Origin of the sequence: Pseudomonas sp. B10(2017), assembly GCF_002113295.1 — a bacterium.
GTDB classification, from domain to species: Bacteria; Pseudomonadota; Gammaproteobacteria; order Pseudomonadales; family Pseudomonadaceae; genus Aquipseudomonas; species Aquipseudomonas pudica.
The window spans coordinates 14,016-29,401 of the sequence record NZ_NEJU01000014.1 but is presented as its reverse complement, the minus strand read 5'-3'; the positions used below and the strand labels follow the sequence as shown (position 1 = coordinate 29,401).

The window sequence follows — 15,386 nt, the reverse complement described above, 5'->3', positions numbered from 1 at the left end:
TGGGGGTGCCCTTTTCCACATCTACTACGCGATCAGTTCAGCGCTGGCTTGTCGCCGTTGATCGGAATGCGCTTGGCCTTGGCTTCTTCAGGCACGATGCGCAGAAGGTCGATGCTGAGCAAGCCATTGGCCAGGCCGGCGGCCTTGACTTCGATATGGTCGGCCAGGCGGAACGACAGCTTGAAGGCGCGCTGCGCGATACCCTGATGCAGGTAGGTCACTTCAGCAGGGCCATTGTCGCGCTTGCCACCGGTCACGGTCAGGACACCTTTTTCAACCTGCAGGTCGAGGTCCTCTTCCTGGAAACCAGCTGCAGCAACCACGATGCGGTAGTGGTCATCGCCATGCTTTTCCACGTTGTAGGGCGGGTAGCTGCTACCAGCCTCGTTACGTGCCGCGGATTCGAACAGGTCGTTGAAACGGTCGAAACCAACGGAATGGCGGAACAGTGGAGCGAGAGAGAAAGCGGTAGTCATGGTCATGAACTCCTGAGATTCAGCAAGTAAGTCATTACGCGACCCGACTTCGGCATCGCGTACTCAAGAGATATGGCCGAGGGAAATGCTTTCAAGGGGCGAGCAAAAAAAATCCGATTTTTGTACTGGATTCAATGGCCCTTTCGCGGGTGAACCCGCTCCCACAGGATCACCACAGGCCTTGAGACCTGCTCGGTACCTGTGGGAGCGGGTTCACCCGCGAAGTGGCCGGATCAGGCAACACAAGCCTCAAGCGCCTGCCTCTCAACCCCGAGCAACCTGCTGATCCGCGCACAGTCATCCTCCCGCCGCAACTCGGCAAACAGCACAACCGCTTCGGGATAACTGCGGGTCAGCATCGCCAGCCACTGCTTCATCCGCCCAGGCGCATAGCGCGGCGACAACTTGGCCTGGGCCTGGCGCCAGAACTCGCGCAGCAACGGAAGCAGGTCGTCCCAGCTCATCGGCTGGTAGTCCCGCCCGTCTCGCGCCGCGGCAATCTGCAGCCCCAGGTCGGGGCGCGAGACCAGCCCGCGGCCCAGCATGATATCTTCGGCGCCACTGACCTCACGGCAGCGCCGCCAGTCGTCCACGGTCCAGATTTCGCCATTGGCGAACACCGGCACCTTGACCACATCCTGCACCCGCGCCACCCACTCCCAGTGGGCCGGTGGCTTGTAGCCCTCGACCTTGGTCCGCGCATGCACCACCAGGTGCGCCGAGCCGCCTTCGGCCAGCGCCGTGGCGCACTCCAGCGCGCCGTCGGGGCTGTCGAAACCCAGACGCATCTTCGAGGTGACCGGGATATCCGCCGGCACGGCACGGCGCACCTCACGCACAATGGCGTGCAGCAGCTCCGGCTCCTTGAGCAGCACCGCTCCACCACGCGACTTGTTCACGGTCTTGGCCGGGCAACCGAAGTTCAGGTCGATCACCGGCGCGCCCAACTCGCAGGCCAGCGCGGCGTTTTCCGCCAGGCACACAGGGTCCGAACCCAACAGCTGCACACGCATGGGCACCCCTGCGGCAGTCCGCGCGCCATTGCGCAACTCGGGTGCCAGCTTGTCGAACGAGGAAGGCGGCAGCAGGCGATCGCACACGCGAATGAACTCGGTGACGCACCAGTCGATACCGCCCACGCGGGTCAGCACGTCGCGCAGGATGTTGTCGACCAGCCCCTCCATGGGGGCCAGGGCAATTTGCATGTCGGGGTCTCGGCGGAAAAAGCCGGCAGTCTAACAAAAATTGCCGGTGTTTCAGGCGCCGATCAGCGCCGGGCCGTAACCGTCGAGGAACTCGGCCGGCATACGCCTGGGCTTGCCGCTGGACAATTCGATACAGGCAAAGGTGGTCTGGGCGCGCAGCAAGGTCACACCGTCGCGTGGGCGCTTGAGCTGAAAGCGCCGGGTCATGCGCAGGCGCTGGTCCCAGTCGATGATCCAGGTGGCCAGTTGCAGCTCATCATCCTCATAGGCAGCGGCCAGGTAGTCGATTTCGTGACGCACCACGGCCATCGCCCGGTCCAGCCGGCGATATTCGGCCAGGTCCAGGCCCAGGCGCTGGGAGTGGCGCCAGGCGCAGCGCTCCAGCCAGGTGACGTAGACCGCGTTGTTGGCGTGGCCAAGGCCGTCGATATCCTCGCTGCCGACGCGCAGGTCGATGACGAAGGGTGTTGCCAGGTCCCAACTCATGTTCGCTTCCTTGGAGCAAAAGTGGATTTAGCAGGGACCGCCGGGGGAAAGTCCAGCCCTTCTGCACTTGCCTGCGGGGCTACGCGGTACCTGTAGGAGCGGCCTTGTGTCGCGATGGGGCGCGCAGCGGCCCCAAAATCTCAGTCCCGACACAGATTGCCGGGGCTGCTGCGCAGCCCATCGCGACACAAGGCCGCTCCTACAGGGACCGCGCCAGCCCGGGCCAGCAGCTCCAGCACCGCTTCACTCAGGCGCGAATCGGACAGCACCCGCTGGTGGCCACCCGCCTCCAGCAGCATCAGGCGGCTATCGAACCACGCCTTGTGAATAACCTGAGCCTCATCGACGGGCACCAAGGCATCATCGGCGGCATGCACCACCAACCCAGGCAACTCCAGCTGGTAACCAGTCACATCCAGCCGCGCAATCTGCATGCCCACATCCCGCTCAACCTGGCGAATGAACGCCGCCCGCGCCCGCGCTGGCAGCCCCAGGCGATGGGCAAAGCCACGCAGTACGCCCAACAGCCGCGCCGGAGCGGCAATGCTGACCGCTGCCTCTGTGCGTAGCCCCATCTGCAGGGCCAGCAATACACTGGCGCCTCCCATGGAATGGCCAATAACCGCGCGCAGCGGCGGCAGTTCGGCGGCAGCCTCCAGCAGCGCACGGGCAAACAGCACCACATTTGCCTGCTCGCCAGGCGAACGCCCATGCCCCGGCCCCTCCAGCGACACCACCGTGTGCCCGGCCTGGACCAAGGTTTCGATCAACGCGGCAAACTGGGTCGGGCGCCCTTCCCACCCGTGCATCAGCAGCACGGTCGGCCCCTTGCCCCAGCGCAGGGCCGACAAACCGAAGCGCAGGGTGATGCGCTCGGCGCTGGCCAGCACGGGCAACTCCCAATCCCGTGGCGGCAGGTTGCGCGGGGTCATGAAGGCACGGCGCATCTTGCCCGCGACATGCTCAGGGGCCAGGCGGCCCAAGGTGCCATTGACACCACGAATCCAGCTCAGGGTAGTCATCGCCATGCTCCAGGATCAAAGCACCGCCGATTTGGCGGCGCGCAGAATACGATCAGACAGCTCGCTGGTGCCCAGGGCACGGGCCAGCGCCAGGCCGCCAATCATCAGGGCCAGGTCGGCCAAGGCCTTGTCGGCATCCTCGGGACGGTCGACCATGGCGGCAGCCATCAACTCGATGTGCTCGGCCAGCACCTCGCGGAAGGCCTCCGGCAGGCGCTGCATCTCGCCCAGCGAGTTGGGCAGCGGGCAGGCGTGCACTTCGGCATCACGGTGCTTGCGCGACAGGTAGAAAGCGCTGGCCAGCGCCCGCCGCCCGGCGCCATCGAGGCTGGGGTCGATCTGCGCGAGCAAGGCGCGGCGCTCACACAGCAACTGGCGGAACGCTTCGAGCATCAACTCGTCCTTGCTGTCGAAGTGCGCGTAGAAACCACCGACGGTCAGGCCTGCCGCACCCATGACCTGGCTGACGCTGGGCTCGGCCGGGCCGTGCTGGATCAGCGCACTTCGCGCCGCCTCGAGGATGCGTTCGCGGGTTCTGCTCTTCTTGTCGCTCATCGTGCCACTCGCCAATCAAAATATGATGATAGAAATATTATTCGCATAATATTTTTTGGCAAGCAGAATCTGCAGCCGCCTGTCGGTCGCGAAATTTTTGAGCAGGGGAGAAAAACAAAAGGCCCATTCAATAATCGAATGAGCCTTAAAAGTCCCGCAAAACGCGGGTAAACGTGGCGTCCCCTAGGGGACTCGAACCCCTGTTACCGCCGTGAAAGGGCGGTGTCCTAGGCCACTAGACGAAGGGGACGTAACCTTCGTGCCGATCCGCTTGCGCGAACCGCGGCAGAAATGGTGGAGCTAAGCGGGATCGAACCGCTGACCTCCTGCATGCCATGCAGGCGCTCTCCCAGCTGAGCTATAGCCCCGAAACAAAAGGCTCATCAGTAATCGACGAGCCTTTAAAGCCCTGCAAAACGCAGGAAAAGTGGCGTCCCCTAGGGGACTCGAACCCCTGTTACCGCCGTGAAAGGGCGGTGTCCTAGGCCACTAGACGAAGGGGACGTAACCTTCGTGCCGACCCGCTTGCGCGGACCGCGGCAAATTGGTGGAGCTAAGCGGGATCGAACCGCTGACCTCCTGCATGCCATGCAGGCGCTCTCCCAGCTGAGCTATAGCCCCGGATTTCTAGCCTCTCGGCCCAGCGACATCCTGAAACATCGCTTGTGCAAAACTGGCGTCCCCTAGGGGACTCGAACCCCTGTTACCGCCGTGAAAGGGCGGTGTCCTAGGCCACTAGACGAAGGGGACGAACCTTCTTACCTTCAAGACCCGGTTGCTGGACCCGGTCTTGCCTGACAACCTTGGCTGCCAAGCGGAATTTGGTGGAGCTAAGCGGGATCGAACCGCTGACCTCCTGCATGCCATGCAGGCGCTCTCCCAGCTGAGCTATAGCCCCACAATGTCGCTTTGATCCGAAGCGCTGGCTGGGTGCCTGGCGTTTCGTTTTCGTTCATCGCTGTGGACGGGGCGCATATTAAGATCGGATTGCAGGGCTGTCAAACGAATTTTTCAAAATATTCAAAAAAATTTTCACAGATAACAATCACTTACCGCCCTGCCCTTGCCAAAACTCAACAGTGAGCCCTGTGGGAGCGGGTTTACCCGCGAATGCGCCGGAAAATGCACCATCGTATTCGCGGGTGAACCCGCTCCCACAAGTTCGGCTTATGGCCTCGGGACTACTGTCAGGCGATAGAGGCCAGCAGCTTTTCCCACTCTTTGTTTTCTTTCTTCGACACACCACCCAGCAGGTCCAGGGCCTGGCGCAGGCGATATCGGGTCAGGTCCGGGCCAAGGATTTCCATGGCATCCAGTACCGAAACCGAGCTGGCCTGGCCGGTAATGGCAGCAAACATCAGCGGCATGGCGTCACGCAGCTTCAGCTCCAACGCCTCGACCACCGCCTGGATGCAACCGGTGATGCGCTCTTTTTCCCATTGACGCAGGCTTTCGAGCTTCCACAGGATCAGCTGGATCACCTGGCGTACCTGGTCAGCCGACAGCTTTTTGCTTTCGAACAGCTTGGCGTCGAGCTTCAGCGCGCCTTCGAAGAAGAACCCGCCCAGCGGGGCTACCTGGCTGAAGGTTTCCACCCGGCCCTGCACGTGCGGGGCGATCTTCATCATGTAATCGCTGTTGAACGCCCACTTCTGCAGGCGTGCGGCGAACTCCTCGACCGGCAGTTCGCGCAACCACTGGCCGTTCAGCCAGGACAGCTTCTCGATGTCGAAGATCGGGCCGCCCAGCGAGATACGCGACAGGTCGAAGTGCTCGACCATCTCGGCCAGCGAGAACTTCTCGCGTTCATCCGGCATCGACCAGCCCATGCGGCCCAGGTAGTTGAGCATCGCCTCGGGCATGAAGCCCATGCGCTCGTAGAAAGTCACCGAGGTCGGGTTCTTGCGCTTTGACAGCTTGGACTTGTCCGGGTTACGCAGCAGCGGCATGTAGCATAGCTTGGGCTGTTCCCAGCCGAAGTATTCGTACAGCTTGATCAGCTTGGGTGCCGATGGCAGCCACTCTTCGCCGCGCAGCACGTGGGTGATACCCATCAGATGGTCGTCGACCACGTTGGCCAGGAAGTACGTCGGCAGGCCGTCGTTCTTCATCAGCACCTGCATGTCCATGCGGTCCCACGGGATCTCGACATCGCCACGCAGCATGTCCGGGACCACGCACACGCCTTCGCTCGGCACTTTCATGCGGATCACGTGCGGCTCGCCAGCGTCCAGGCGGCGCTGCACTTCCTCGGCGCTCAGCAGCAGCGCGCGGCCGTCGTAGCGCGGGGTTTCGCCACGGGCTTGCTGCTCGGCGCGCATCTGCTCCAGCTCTTCGGCGGTGCAGAAGCAGTAGAAGGCATGGCCAGCGTCAACCAGCTCCTTGGCGTACTTGGCGTAGATCTCGCCACGCTCGCTCTGCCGGTACGGGCCGTGCGGGCCGCCGACGTCCGGGCCTTCGTTCCATTCGATGCCGAGCCAGCGCAGGGCATCGAAGATCTGCTGTTCCGACTCGCGCGTGGAGCGCAGCTGGTCGGTGTCTTCGATGCGCAGGATGAACTCACCGCCGTGCTGCTTGGCAAAGCAGTAGTTGAAAAGGGCGATGTAGGCGGTGCCGACATGGGGGTCGCCGGTAGGCGATGGCGCGATACGCGTGCGTACGGTGGTCATGGAGAGTCTCGAACGAAAGATGAAACAAAGGCGGGATGTTAGCAGGAGGCGGGCTCCGGGCTCCAGCAATGGCGCGAACGTCACTTGTCGACCGGCCATGCGCCGCTGTTAAATTTATTTACATTTCTGGAACGATAGTCCTCATGCCTGCCCAACTCAAACGCCGCCTGCTGGTCTTCTTCACCTTGGTGGCCGTCATCGCCCTCGCTTTCGTGGGGCACTGGTACTTCAAGGGTCGCTTCTACGAAAGCACCGACAACGCCTACGTACAGGGCGAGATCACGCGCATTTCCAGCCAGTTGGGCGCACGCATCGACGAGGTGCGGGTCGAGGACAACCAGCATGTCAGCAAAGGCGACCTGCTGGTGCGCCTGGAGTCCGCCGACTTCGAACTGGCCGTGCAACGCGCGCGCGCCGCCTTGGCCACCCGCGAAGCCGAGCAGGTGCAGGCGCAAAGCCGCCTGACCCAGCAAGCCAGCCTGATCGCCGCCGGCCAGGCCCAGGTGGCGGCCAACCAGGCCACCTTCGACCGCTCACGCCTGGACCTGAGCCGTGCCGAGAAGTTGCGCAAGCCAGGTTTTGTATCGGAAGAGCGGGTCACCACCCTGTCCGCGGACAGCCATGTCGCCGGCTCGCAGGTCGACAAGGCCCGTGCCGACCTGCAAAGCCAGCGCCAGCAGGTCAATGCGCTGACCGCCGAGCTCAAGCGGCTCGACGCGCAGATCGCCAACGCCCGCGCCGATCTGGCCCAGGCTGAACTGAACCTGACCCGCTGCGAAATCCGCGCCCCCATCAGCGGCAGCATCGGCCAGCGCAACGCGCGCAGTGGCCAGGTGGTACAGGCCGGTGCCTACCTGCTGTCGATAGTGCCGGACGAAGACATCTGGGTGCAGGCCAATTTCAAGGAAACCCAGATCGGCCACATGCAGCCCGGCCAGCGTGCCGAACTGCTGTTCGACAGCTACCCCGACACACCGATCGAAGGCCGGGTCGACAGCCTGTTCGCCGCCTCCGGCGCGCAGTTCAGCCTACTGCCGCCCGACAACGCCACCGGCAACTTCACCAAGGTGGTGCAGCGTATCCCGGTCAAGCTGACTTTCCGCGCCGACAACCCACTGCACGGGCGCATCCGCCCTGGCATGTCGGTGACCGCCACCGTCGACCTGCGCAGCGAAGACGAAGGCCGCGATGGCCGGTGACCAGCTGCTCAGGCCCACCACCGAGCCGACCCGGCGGGACTGGATCGCGGTAATGAGCGTGATGCTCGGCGCCTTCATGGCGGTGCTGGACATCCAGATCACCAACTCGTCGCTCAAGGACATCCAGGGCGCGCTGTCAGCGACGCTGGAGGAAGGCTCGTGGATTTCCACCTCTTACCTGGTCGCGGAAATCATCATGATCCCGCTCACCGCCTGGCTGGTGCAGCTACTGTCGGCGCGGCGCCTGGCGGTATGGGTATCCGGCGGCTTCCTGCTGTCGTCGCTGTTGTGCTCGATGGCCTGGAACCTCGAGAGCATGATCCTGTTCCGCGCCCTGCAGGGTTTTACCGGCGGTGCGCTGATCCCGCTGGCCTTCACCCTGACCCTGATCAAGCTGCCCGAACACCACCGCGCCAAGGGCATGGCCATGTTCGCCATGACCGCCACCTTCGCCCCCTCCATCGGCCCTACCCTGGGCGGCTGGCTGACTGAGAACTGGGGCTGGGAATACATTTTCTACATCAATATCCCGCCGGGCCTGGTGATGATCGCCGGCCTGCTGTATGGGCTGGAGAAGAAAGATGCGCACTGGGACCTGCTGAAAAGTACCGATTACGCCGGCATCGCCACCCTGGGCCTGGGGCTTGGCTGCTTGCAGGTGTTCCTGGAGGAAGGCCACCGCAAGGACTGGCTGGAATCGCAGCTGATCGTCGGCCTGGGCAGCATCGCCCTGGTCTGCCTGATTACCTTCGTGATCCTGCAGTTTTCCAGGCCACACCCGCTGATCAACCTGCGCATTCTCGGCAATCGCAACTTTGGCCTGTCGAGCATCGCCAGCCTGGGGATGGGAGTGGGCTTGTACGGGTCGATCTACCTGCTGCCGCTATACCTCGCTCAGGTACAGGGCTACAACGCCTTGCAGATCGGCGAGGTGATCATGTGGATGGGTATCCCGCAGCTGTTCCTGATCCCTTTGGTGCCGCAACTGATGAAAGTGGTGTCGCCCAAGGTGTTGTGTGCCCTGGGGTTCTGCCTGTTCGGCGCCGCCAGTTTCGGCTCGGGGGTGCTCAACCCGGACTTTGCAGGGCCGCAGTTCAACCATATTCAGATCATCCGTGCCATCGGCCAGCCAATGATCATGGTGACCATCTCGCTGATTGCCACGGCGTATATACAACCGCAGGATGCGGGTTCGGCGTCGAGCCTGTTCAATATCCTGCGTAACCTGGGCGGTGCGATCGGCATTGCGCTGCTGGCCACCCTGCTGGATGCACGGACAAAAGTGTATTTCGACTACCTGAGGGAGGCGGTGGTGCCGAGCAACCCGCAGGTGGCGGAGCGGTTGGCGCAGCTGGCGGAGCGGCTGGGCAATGACAATGCGGCACTGGGCAAGTTGAGCGAGATCACTCATCAGCAGGCGTTGATCATGGCCTACAACGATGCATTCCACTTTGTGGGGATCGGGTTGGCGGTGAGCATGGTGGCGGTGTTGTTGACCCGCAAGTTGCCGGAGGGGCTGAAGGCGGGAGAAGCACATTGAGGCTACTTCAGACTGTATGCGGTCCCTGTGGGAGCGGGCGCGCCCGCGAACACCGGCGCAGCCGGTGCCAGCCACCGCGTTGAATTCTTCGCGGGCACGCCCGCTCCCACAAGGCCCGCGTCAGGCTTCAGCTGGTAATCAACCGCTCGCGCAGCTGGGCAATCTCGTCGCGCAATTGCGCCGCGGCCTCGAACTCCAGGTCGCGGGCGAACTGCATCATCTTCTCTTCCAGTTGCTTGATGCGCTTGGTGATCTCGCCCGGCGTGCGCAGCTCGGCCTCGTAACGGGCGCTCTCCTCCGCTGCCTTGGCCATGCCCTTGCGCTTCTTGCTGCGCGCGCCGGGCACGGTGGCGCCTTCCATGATATCGGTGATGTCCTTGACCACACCCTTGGGTACGATGCCATTGGCCAGGTTGAAGGCGATCTGCTTCTCGCGACGACGCTCGGTCTCGTCGATGGCGCGCTGCATGGAACCGGTGATGTTGTCGGCATACAGGATGGCCCGGCCATTGAGGTTACGCGCAGCACGGCCGATGGTCTGGATCAGTGAGCGCTCGGAGCGCAGGAAACCTTCCTTGTCGGCATCGAGGATCGCCACCAGCGACACCTCGGGCATGTCCAGGCCCTCACGCAGCAGGTTGATGCCCACCAGCACATCGAAGGTACCCAGACGCAGGTCGCGGATGATCTCCACCCGCTCGACGGTATCGATGTCCGAGTGCAGGTAACGCACCCGCACGTCGTGGTCGGCCAGGTAGTCGGTGAGGTCTTCGGCCATGCGCTTGGTCAGCGTGGTGGCCAGCACCCGCTCGCCCTGTGCCACGCGCTTGCGGATTTCCGACAGCAGGTCATCCACCTGGGTAAGCGCCGGGCGTACTTCCACCTGTGGGTCGACCAGGCCGGTGGGGCGCACCACCTGCTCCACCACCCGCCCGGCGTGCTCGCTCTCGTAGGGGCCGGGGGTGGCAGACACGAAGATGGTCTGCGGGCTGACATCTTCCCACTCGTCAAAACGCATCGGCCGGTTGTCCAGCGCCGACGGCAGGCGGAAGCCATACTCGACCAGGGTTTCCTTGCGCGAGCGGTCGCCCTTGTACATGGCGCCGACCTGCGGAACGCTGACGTGGGATTCGTCGATCACCAACAGCGCATCGGGCGGCAGGTAGTCGTACAGGGTGGGCGGCGGCGCCCCGGCCGGGCGACCGGACAGGTAGCGCGAGTAGTTCTCGATGCCGTTGCAGTAGCCCAGCTCCAGGATCATCTCCAGATCGAAGCGGGTGCGTTGCTCCAGGCGCTGGGCCTCGACCAGCTTGTTGGCCTTTTGCAGGTACTCCAGGCGGTCCTTGAGTTCTTCCTTGATGCCCTCCACCGCCTCCAGCAGGGTTTCCCGCGGGGTGACGTAGTGGCTCTTTGGGTAGAAGGTGAAACGCGGCAGCTTGCGGAATACCTCGCCGGTCAGCGGGTCGAAGGCGGCGATGTTCTCCACCTCGTCATCGAACAGTTCGATGCGGATGGCCTCGAGGTCCGATTCGGCCGGGAAGATGTCGATCACATCGCCGCGCACGCGGAAGGTGGCGCGAGCGAAGTCCATCTCGTTGCGGGTGTACTGCAAGTCAGCCAGGCGGCGCAGCAGCGCGCGCTGGTCGAGCTTGTCGCCGCGGTCCACGTGCAGGACCATTTTCAGGTAGGTCTCGGGGCTGCCCAGGCCGTAGATGCACGACACGGTGGTGACGATGATCGCGTCACGCCGCTCCAGCAATGCCTTGGTCGCCGACAGGCGCATCTGCTCGATGTGGTCGTTGATCGAAGCGTCCTTCTCGATGAAGGTGTCGGACGACGGTACGTAGGCTTCAGGCTGGTAGTAGTCGTAGTAGGAAACGAAATACTCCACCGCATTGTTGGGGAAAAACGCCTTGAATTCGCCATACAGCTGCGCAGCCAGGGTCTTGTTCGGCGCCAGCACCAGGGTAGGCCGCTGCACCTGCTGAATGACGTTGGCGATGCTGAAGGTCTTGCCCGAGCCGGTCACCCCGAGCAGCGTCTGGTGCGACAGCCCCGCCTCGATGCCTTCGACCATCTGGCGGATGGCCTCGGGCTGGTCGCCGGCCGGCTGGAAACGGGTGACGAGCTGGAACTCGGACATGACGGACCTCGCGGTGTTGCAGCAACTGTAAATTTAGCCAGTAGTCTATACCCAAATGCGCCCGCCGGGGGGCGCTTTCAAGGCACAGCGGTGAGCGCTTGTTACGGTGGACCCGGCAATTAGACCAATGGTCGAAAAATATTTGCGCAAATGACTGGAAAAGCGACGCCGGACTGTCGCGGTGACCGGTCGGTATCACTATACTGACTCCCCGTTTGTGCACCGCTTCAGTGCATTCGGGCTGGAGCGTGTACGTCCTATCACACTCCAATCAGAGCCAAGGTAACAATGAGCCTGTTTTCCGCTGTCGAGCTGGCACCCCGCGACCCTATTCTGGGCCTCAACGAAGCATTCAACGCCGACCCACGTACCGACAAGGTCAACCTGGGCGTGGGCGTGTACTGCAATGAGGAAGGCCGCATTCCGCTGCTGCGCGCCGTGATCGAAGCCGAAACCCAGCGTGCCGCCCAGCACGCCTCGCGCGGCTACCTGCCGATCGACGGCATCGCCACCTACGACCAGGCTGTACAAAAGCTGCTGTTCGGCGCCGAGTCGCCACTGCTGGCCGCCGGCCGCGTGGTTACCGTGCAGGCCGTCGGTGGTACCGGCGCGCTGAAGATCGGTGCCGACTTCCTCAAGCGTGTGTCGCCTGAAGCCGTGGTTGCCATCAGCGATCCGAGCTGGGAAAACCACCGCGCGCTGTTCGAATCGGCCGGCTTCCCGGTGCAGAACTACCGCTACTACGACGCGCCGACCAACGACGTCAACCGCGCCGGCATGCTCGAAGACCTGAACAACCTGCCGTCCGGCTCGATCGTGGTACTGCATGCCTGCTGCCACAACCCGACCGGCGTCGACCTGAACCTGAACGACTGGAAAAACGTTCTGGAAGTGGTCAAGGCCAAGGGCCACGTGCCGTTCCTCGACATGGCCTACCAGGGCTTCGGTGACGGCATCGCCGAAGACGCCTTCGCCGTGCGCCTGTTCGCCGAGTCGGGCCTGGAGTTCTTCGTGTCCAGTTCGTTCTCCAAGTCGTTCTCGCTGTACGGCGAGCGCGTCGGCGCGCTGTCGATCGTCACCGCCTCCAAGGACGAGAGCACTCGCGTGCTGTCGCAGGTCAAGCGCGTGATCCGCACCACCTACTCCAACCCGCCGACCCACGGTGCAACCATCGTTGCCACCGTGCTGAACAGCCCCGAACTGCGCCAGATGTGGGAAACCGAGCTGGCCGAAATGCGCGAGCGCATCCACGGCATGCGCAAGCAGATGGTTTCGCTGCTGGCCGAATATGGCGCCAACCGCGACTTCAGCTTCGTTGGCCGCCAGGTTGGCATGTTCTCGTACTCGGGCCTGACCGTAGAGCAGGTCGCCCGCCTGAAGAACGAGTTCGGCATCTATGCGCTGGACACCGGCCGCATCGCCGTGGCCGCGCTGAACCAGAGCAACATCCACGTGGTGACCAAAGCTATCGTGCAGGTGCTGTAACTCATTGTTTTGCCTAGGGGTGGCTTGACTTCCCCTGGGCAATCAGTAAGATACGCACAGATTCCGCGATAGCTCAGTCGGTAGAGCAAATGACTGTTAATCATTGGGTCCCTGGTTCGAGTCCAGGTCGCGGAGCCAAACATTGAAAACCTCCAGATGCGCAAGCACTGGAGGTTTTTTGTTGCACTTATCCTCTCATGCCAGCGCACGGCTGCTGTATCGTCCGAGATCCCTCGACGAGCGCAGGCAAGCATGAAAGCCAACGATTTCACCCAGAACGCTCAGCAAGCGGTAGCAATCGCCGCCAACCAGGCCCTCCTGGCAAGCCGACAAGCAACGTTCGCCGTGGGTGGCTGCATCATCGAAAATGCCACTGGCAAGGTATTGGTCGCCCTGCACAACCGCGTGCTGGAGCCCTCTGCCAGCCAGGCGCAACCCGCATTCAGGCTCCACGACCCAACGGGGCATGGTGAGCGCCGGTTGGTGGACTGGTATTTCGACAACCAGCAGCGCCTTGCCCTACCCCCCACCCATGAACTGACCGTCATCACCACGCTCGACCCCTGCGCCATGTGCGCAGGCGCTTTGCTGACTGCCGGCTTCAATGTTGCCGTAAGTGCGCTCGACACCTTTGCCGGCATCAATCATGACGGTCGCTTCGAATTCCCCGGCCTGCCGGCCGCACTTCGTCTGCGCGCGCAAGCCACGTGGGGCTACTATGCTGTCGGCAGCCCTTTTGATCGCGACTATGTCGGGCCGACGCAAGGGCCGATCTATGCCGGCGAACGCATCGACGCCGCAACGATGTGCCTTACCCGTTCGTTGTTCGAGGCCAGCGTGAATCACGTGCACGACGAAAGCAGCAACGCCGGCCTCCCGCCATCTGCCCTGAAAGACCCTATCACCCTACCCAGCCGAAGCTTGGTACGCCAGGCCCTGGCGGGCTTGAGCCCATGGAGCCTGCGCATCAAAAGTGCAGACCCTCGCCTGCCCGGCATCGAATTGGCCGAGCCATTGGTCGACACAGCTCTCGCGGCAGATACGTGCAACGCCGTAGCCTTGCTGGACCCATTCGGCAATCTGCTGGCCTGCCTGGGCGGTGACGAAACGCGCTCCCCCATTCGCACTGCGTTCATGGAAACCACTCGCAGCTACGCCGCGTTACGCTGGAACCTGATGAACCATGACGACCCACAGGTCCGCGACGAAGCACACCAGCATCTCACCCACCCCCGTTACTGCACATTCGTCCTGCTCCGTTTTCCGGACCCGGCCGGCAGCGAGGCGGTCATGACCCTTGGCGCCTATGGCTCCACCATGGAACGGCATACCGCGCCGTCCTTCCCCTCAAGCCTGCAATATGTATTGCTGCCAACAGGCTGCACTGCCAGGGACGTTGCTCGACTGGCGCGAAACCTGCCGCCGTTCTACACAAGCAACGCGCAGGTCGCGCCTTGCCAGGTACTGGACCCGAACCTGACACAGGAAGTGGCGATCCGGCTGGGGAAGGCTCAGCGCTCCGAGCCTGCTGCCGGATAGGGCAATGTGACCGCACTGCCTTCATCCACCAGACTCCAGACCAGCAACTTGGCTGACTGCTTCTGACTGGCGTTGCGTGACACGCTGTGCACGGTACCCAGGGCTTCGTACCAATATTCACCGGCCTTGTAGGTTTTCTCCGGCTCGTTATCGAGCTTCGATACCACTGCCCCTTCCAGCACGTAGGCCATCACTGCGCCCGGGTGCTGATGCGCGGGTGATGCCTGGCCGGGGGCGTAGCTGACGGTGAGCATCACGGCGTTCTTGCCGGGGGCGTTCGAGGGTTGTTGCTGCTGCAGGACCTTGACCTGGTCGGCAGAGTCGCCGTGCGCCCAGGCAGGGGTTTGAGCGGCGAGCAGGGCGAAAAGGATGATGCTAGGGGATTTCATGGGAGGCCTCTCCTGGATGGCAATTGCCTGCAGGTTAGGCCTGTGGGACAGAGAGACAAATGGCCAATTCGGGAAAAAACCAAGAGGCCGGCACAGGCAACGGAGGTTTCAGCTGCTACGCCCGATCGGATAAAACTCACCGTGGCTCCAGACCCCAAGCCACTCTTCACCATCGATCTCACGCGGTACCGCCAGCTCTACCAACTGGTAGAACACGTTGCGATGAATCAGTGCCTCGAGGTTGGTGCGCATCAGCACATACGGCGATGGCTCCTGGGTGACCGGGTCGATCACCACGCGCAGCGGGTTGGCCGGCCCGGCTTCGACCTGGTCCTCGACATTGCTGGTGAAGCGCAGCACCTGCTGCTCACCCTCACCTTCCACGTCCAGCGCCACGGCCACGAACGGCGCATCGTCGACGCGGATGCCCACCTTCTCTACCGGGGTGATCAGGAAGTAGTCATCGCCATCGCGGCGGATGATGGTGGAAAACAGCCGCACCATTGGCTTGCGGCCGATCGGCGTACCCAGGTAGTACCAAGTGCCATCACGAGCGATGCGCATGTCGATGTCACCGCAAAAGTCCGGGTTCCACAGATGCACCGGCGGCAGGCCCTTGGCTTTGGGGATCTGCGCCAGAAGATCATTGGCCTTGCCGGAATCGCTCATCACGCTTGC

13 protein-coding genes and 7 tRNA genes are annotated in these 15,386 nt (G+C 62.8%); 5 read left to right on the top strand and 15 right to left on the bottom strand.

Going from position 1 to position 15,386, the window contains the following annotated elements:
* Positions 1-32 precede the first annotated feature (32 nt).
* The 12 genes from CAF92_RS17370 to gltX all read right to left on the bottom strand — a co-directional run bounded on the left by CAF92_RS17370 (position 33) and on the right by gltX (position 6,413).
* Positions 33-476, bottom strand: coding sequence for an Hsp20 family protein (locus CAF92_RS17370; protein WP_003260273.1), 444 nt, complete (start codon positions 474-476; stop codon positions 33-35).
* 233 nt (positions 477-709) lie between these two features.
* Positions 710-1,681 (bottom strand): tRNA-dihydrouridine synthase, encoded by a 972-nt coding sequence (locus CAF92_RS17365; RefSeq protein ID WP_046617040.1) that lies wholly within the window; start codon positions 1,679-1,681, stop codon positions 710-712.
* A gap of 51 nt (positions 1,682-1,732) precedes the next feature.
* Positions 1,733-2,167, bottom strand: a complete 435-nt coding sequence (locus CAF92_RS17360; protein WP_046617041.1) for a thioesterase family protein — start codon at positions 2,165-2,167, stop codon at positions 1,733-1,735.
* A 140-nt stretch (positions 2,168-2,307) separates the two neighbouring features.
* Entirely contained in the window at positions 2,308-3,189 is an 882-nt protein-coding gene (locus CAF92_RS17355; protein WP_046617042.1) for an alpha/beta fold hydrolase, read from the bottom strand.
* A gap of 15 nt (positions 3,190-3,204) precedes the next feature.
* Positions 3,205-3,744 (bottom strand): TetR/AcrR family transcriptional regulator, encoded by a 540-nt coding sequence (locus tag CAF92_RS17350; RefSeq protein WP_046617043.1) that lies wholly within the window; start codon positions 3,742-3,744, stop codon positions 3,205-3,207.
* Between the two features lie 174 nt (positions 3,745-3,918).
* Positions 3,919-3,994, bottom strand: a tRNA-Glu gene (locus tag CAF92_RS17345).
* 42 nt (positions 3,995-4,036) lie between these two features.
* Positions 4,037-4,112 (bottom strand) — tRNA-Ala (locus CAF92_RS17340).
* Positions 4,113-4,172: 60 nt separating this feature from the next.
* Positions 4,173-4,248 (bottom strand) — tRNA-Glu (locus CAF92_RS17335).
* 41 nt (positions 4,249-4,289) lie between these two features.
* Positions 4,290-4,365: transfer RNA gene (locus CAF92_RS17330), tRNA-Ala, on the bottom strand.
* Between the two features lie 53 nt (positions 4,366-4,418).
* A tRNA-Glu gene (locus CAF92_RS17325) sits at positions 4,419-4,494 on the bottom strand.
* A 72-nt stretch (positions 4,495-4,566) separates the two neighbouring features.
* Positions 4,567-4,642: transfer RNA gene (locus tag CAF92_RS17320), tRNA-Ala, on the bottom strand.
* 289 nt (positions 4,643-4,931) lie between these two features.
* Positions 4,932-6,413, bottom strand: coding sequence for a glutamate--tRNA ligase (gene gltX, locus CAF92_RS17315; RefSeq protein ID WP_046616983.1), 1,482 nt, complete (start codon positions 6,411-6,413; stop codon positions 4,932-4,934).
* Between the two features lie 143 nt (positions 6,414-6,556).
* Here gltX and CAF92_RS17310 point away from each other — a divergent pair, with 143 nt between their 5' ends.
* Together CAF92_RS17310 and CAF92_RS17305 are read left to right on the top strand one after the other, a co-directional pair.
* Complete coding sequence (locus CAF92_RS17310; RefSeq protein WP_046616984.1) at positions 6,557-7,612, top strand: HlyD family secretion protein; 1,056 nt, start codon at positions 6,557-6,559, stop codon at positions 7,610-7,612.
* A complete protein-coding gene (locus CAF92_RS17305) occupies positions 7,602-9,152 on the top strand; it encodes an MDR family MFS transporter (protein WP_046616985.1) in 1,551 nt (516 codons plus the stop codon). The genes CAF92_RS17310 and CAF92_RS17305 overlap by 11 nt, the downstream gene beginning before the upstream one ends.
* 127 nt (positions 9,153-9,279) lie before the next feature.
* On the opposite strand, the gene uvrB is transcribed toward CAF92_RS17305, so the two are convergent.
* A complete protein-coding gene (gene uvrB, locus CAF92_RS17300; protein WP_046616986.1) occupies positions 9,280-11,295 on the bottom strand; it encodes an excinuclease ABC subunit UvrB in 2,016 nt (671 codons plus the stop codon).
* Positions 11,296-11,583: 288 nt separating this feature from the next.
* Here uvrB and CAF92_RS17295 point away from each other — a divergent pair, with 288 nt between their 5' ends.
* The 3 genes from CAF92_RS17295 (at position 11,584) to CAF92_RS17285 (ending at position 14,319) form a co-directional block, all read left to right on the top strand.
* On the top strand, positions 11,584-12,780 hold the full coding sequence (locus tag CAF92_RS17295) for an amino acid aminotransferase (protein WP_085601473.1): 1,197 nt from the start codon (positions 11,584-11,586) through the stop codon (positions 12,778-12,780).
* 62 nt (positions 12,781-12,842) lie between these two features.
* A tRNA-Asn gene (locus CAF92_RS17290) sits at positions 12,843-12,918 on the top strand.
* A 114-nt stretch (positions 12,919-13,032) separates the two neighbouring features.
* Positions 13,033-14,319 carry a cytosine deaminase gene (locus CAF92_RS17285; protein ID WP_085601472.1) on the top strand — a complete coding sequence of 429 codons (1,287 nt, stop codon included), beginning with the start codon at positions 13,033-13,035 and terminating at the stop codon, positions 14,317-14,319.
* On the opposite strand, the gene CAF92_RS17280 is transcribed toward CAF92_RS17285, so the two are convergent.
* Positions 14,292-14,708 (bottom strand): cupin domain-containing protein, encoded by a 417-nt coding sequence (locus CAF92_RS17280; protein ID WP_085601471.1) that lies wholly within the window; start codon positions 14,706-14,708, stop codon positions 14,292-14,294. The two genes, CAF92_RS17285 and CAF92_RS17280, sit on opposite strands and share 28 nt — an antisense overlap.
* A gap of 108 nt (positions 14,709-14,816) precedes the next feature.
* Positions 14,817-15,377: a DUF1285 domain-containing protein gene (locus tag CAF92_RS17275; RefSeq protein WP_085601470.1), complete on the bottom strand. Its 561-nt coding sequence runs from the start codon at positions 15,375-15,377 to the stop codon at positions 14,817-14,819.
* Positions 15,378-15,386 lie beyond the last annotated feature (9 nt).

Coding starts and splice junctions, on each gene's coding strand:
- CAF92_RS17370 (WP_003260273.1), bottom strand. CDS start 476: ATGACTACCGCTTTCTCTCTCGCTCCACTGTTCCGCCATTCCGTTGGT.
- CAF92_RS17365 (WP_046617040.1), bottom strand. CDS start 1,681: ATGCAAATTGCCCTGGCCCCCATGGAGGGGCTGGTCGACAACATCCTG.
- CAF92_RS17360 (WP_046617041.1), bottom strand. CDS start 2,167: ATGAGTTGGGACCTGGCAACACCCTTCGTCATCGACCTGCGCGTCGGC.
- CAF92_RS17355 (WP_046617042.1), bottom strand. CDS start 3,189: ATGACTACCCTGAGCTGGATTCGTGGTGTCAATGGCACCTTGGGCCGC.
- CAF92_RS17350 (WP_046617043.1), bottom strand. CDS start 3,744: ATGAGCGACAAGAAGAGCAGAACCCGCGAACGCATCCTCGAGGCGGCG.
- gltX (WP_046616983.1), bottom strand. CDS start 6,413: ATGACCACCGTACGCACGCGTATCGCGCCATCGCCTACCGGCGACCCC.
- CAF92_RS17310 (WP_046616984.1), top strand. CDS start 6,557: ATGCCTGCCCAACTCAAACGCCGCCTGCTGGTCTTCTTCACCTTGGTG.
- CAF92_RS17305 (WP_046616985.1), top strand. CDS start 7,602: ATGGCCGGTGACCAGCTGCTCAGGCCCACCACCGAGCCGACCCGGCGG.
- uvrB (WP_046616986.1), bottom strand. CDS start 11,295: ATGTCCGAGTTCCAGCTCGTCACCCGTTTCCAGCCGGCCGGCGACCAG.
- CAF92_RS17295 (WP_085601473.1), top strand. CDS start 11,584: ATGAGCCTGTTTTCCGCTGTCGAGCTGGCACCCCGCGACCCTATTCTG.
- CAF92_RS17285 (WP_085601472.1), top strand. CDS start 13,033: ATGAAAGCCAACGATTTCACCCAGAACGCTCAGCAAGCGGTAGCAATC.
- CAF92_RS17280 (WP_085601471.1), bottom strand. CDS start 14,708: ATGAAATCCCCTAGCATCATCCTTTTCGCCCTGCTCGCCGCTCAAACC.
- CAF92_RS17275 (WP_085601470.1), bottom strand. CDS start 15,377: ATGAGCGATTCCGGCAAGGCCAATGATCTTCTGGCGCAGATCCCCAAA.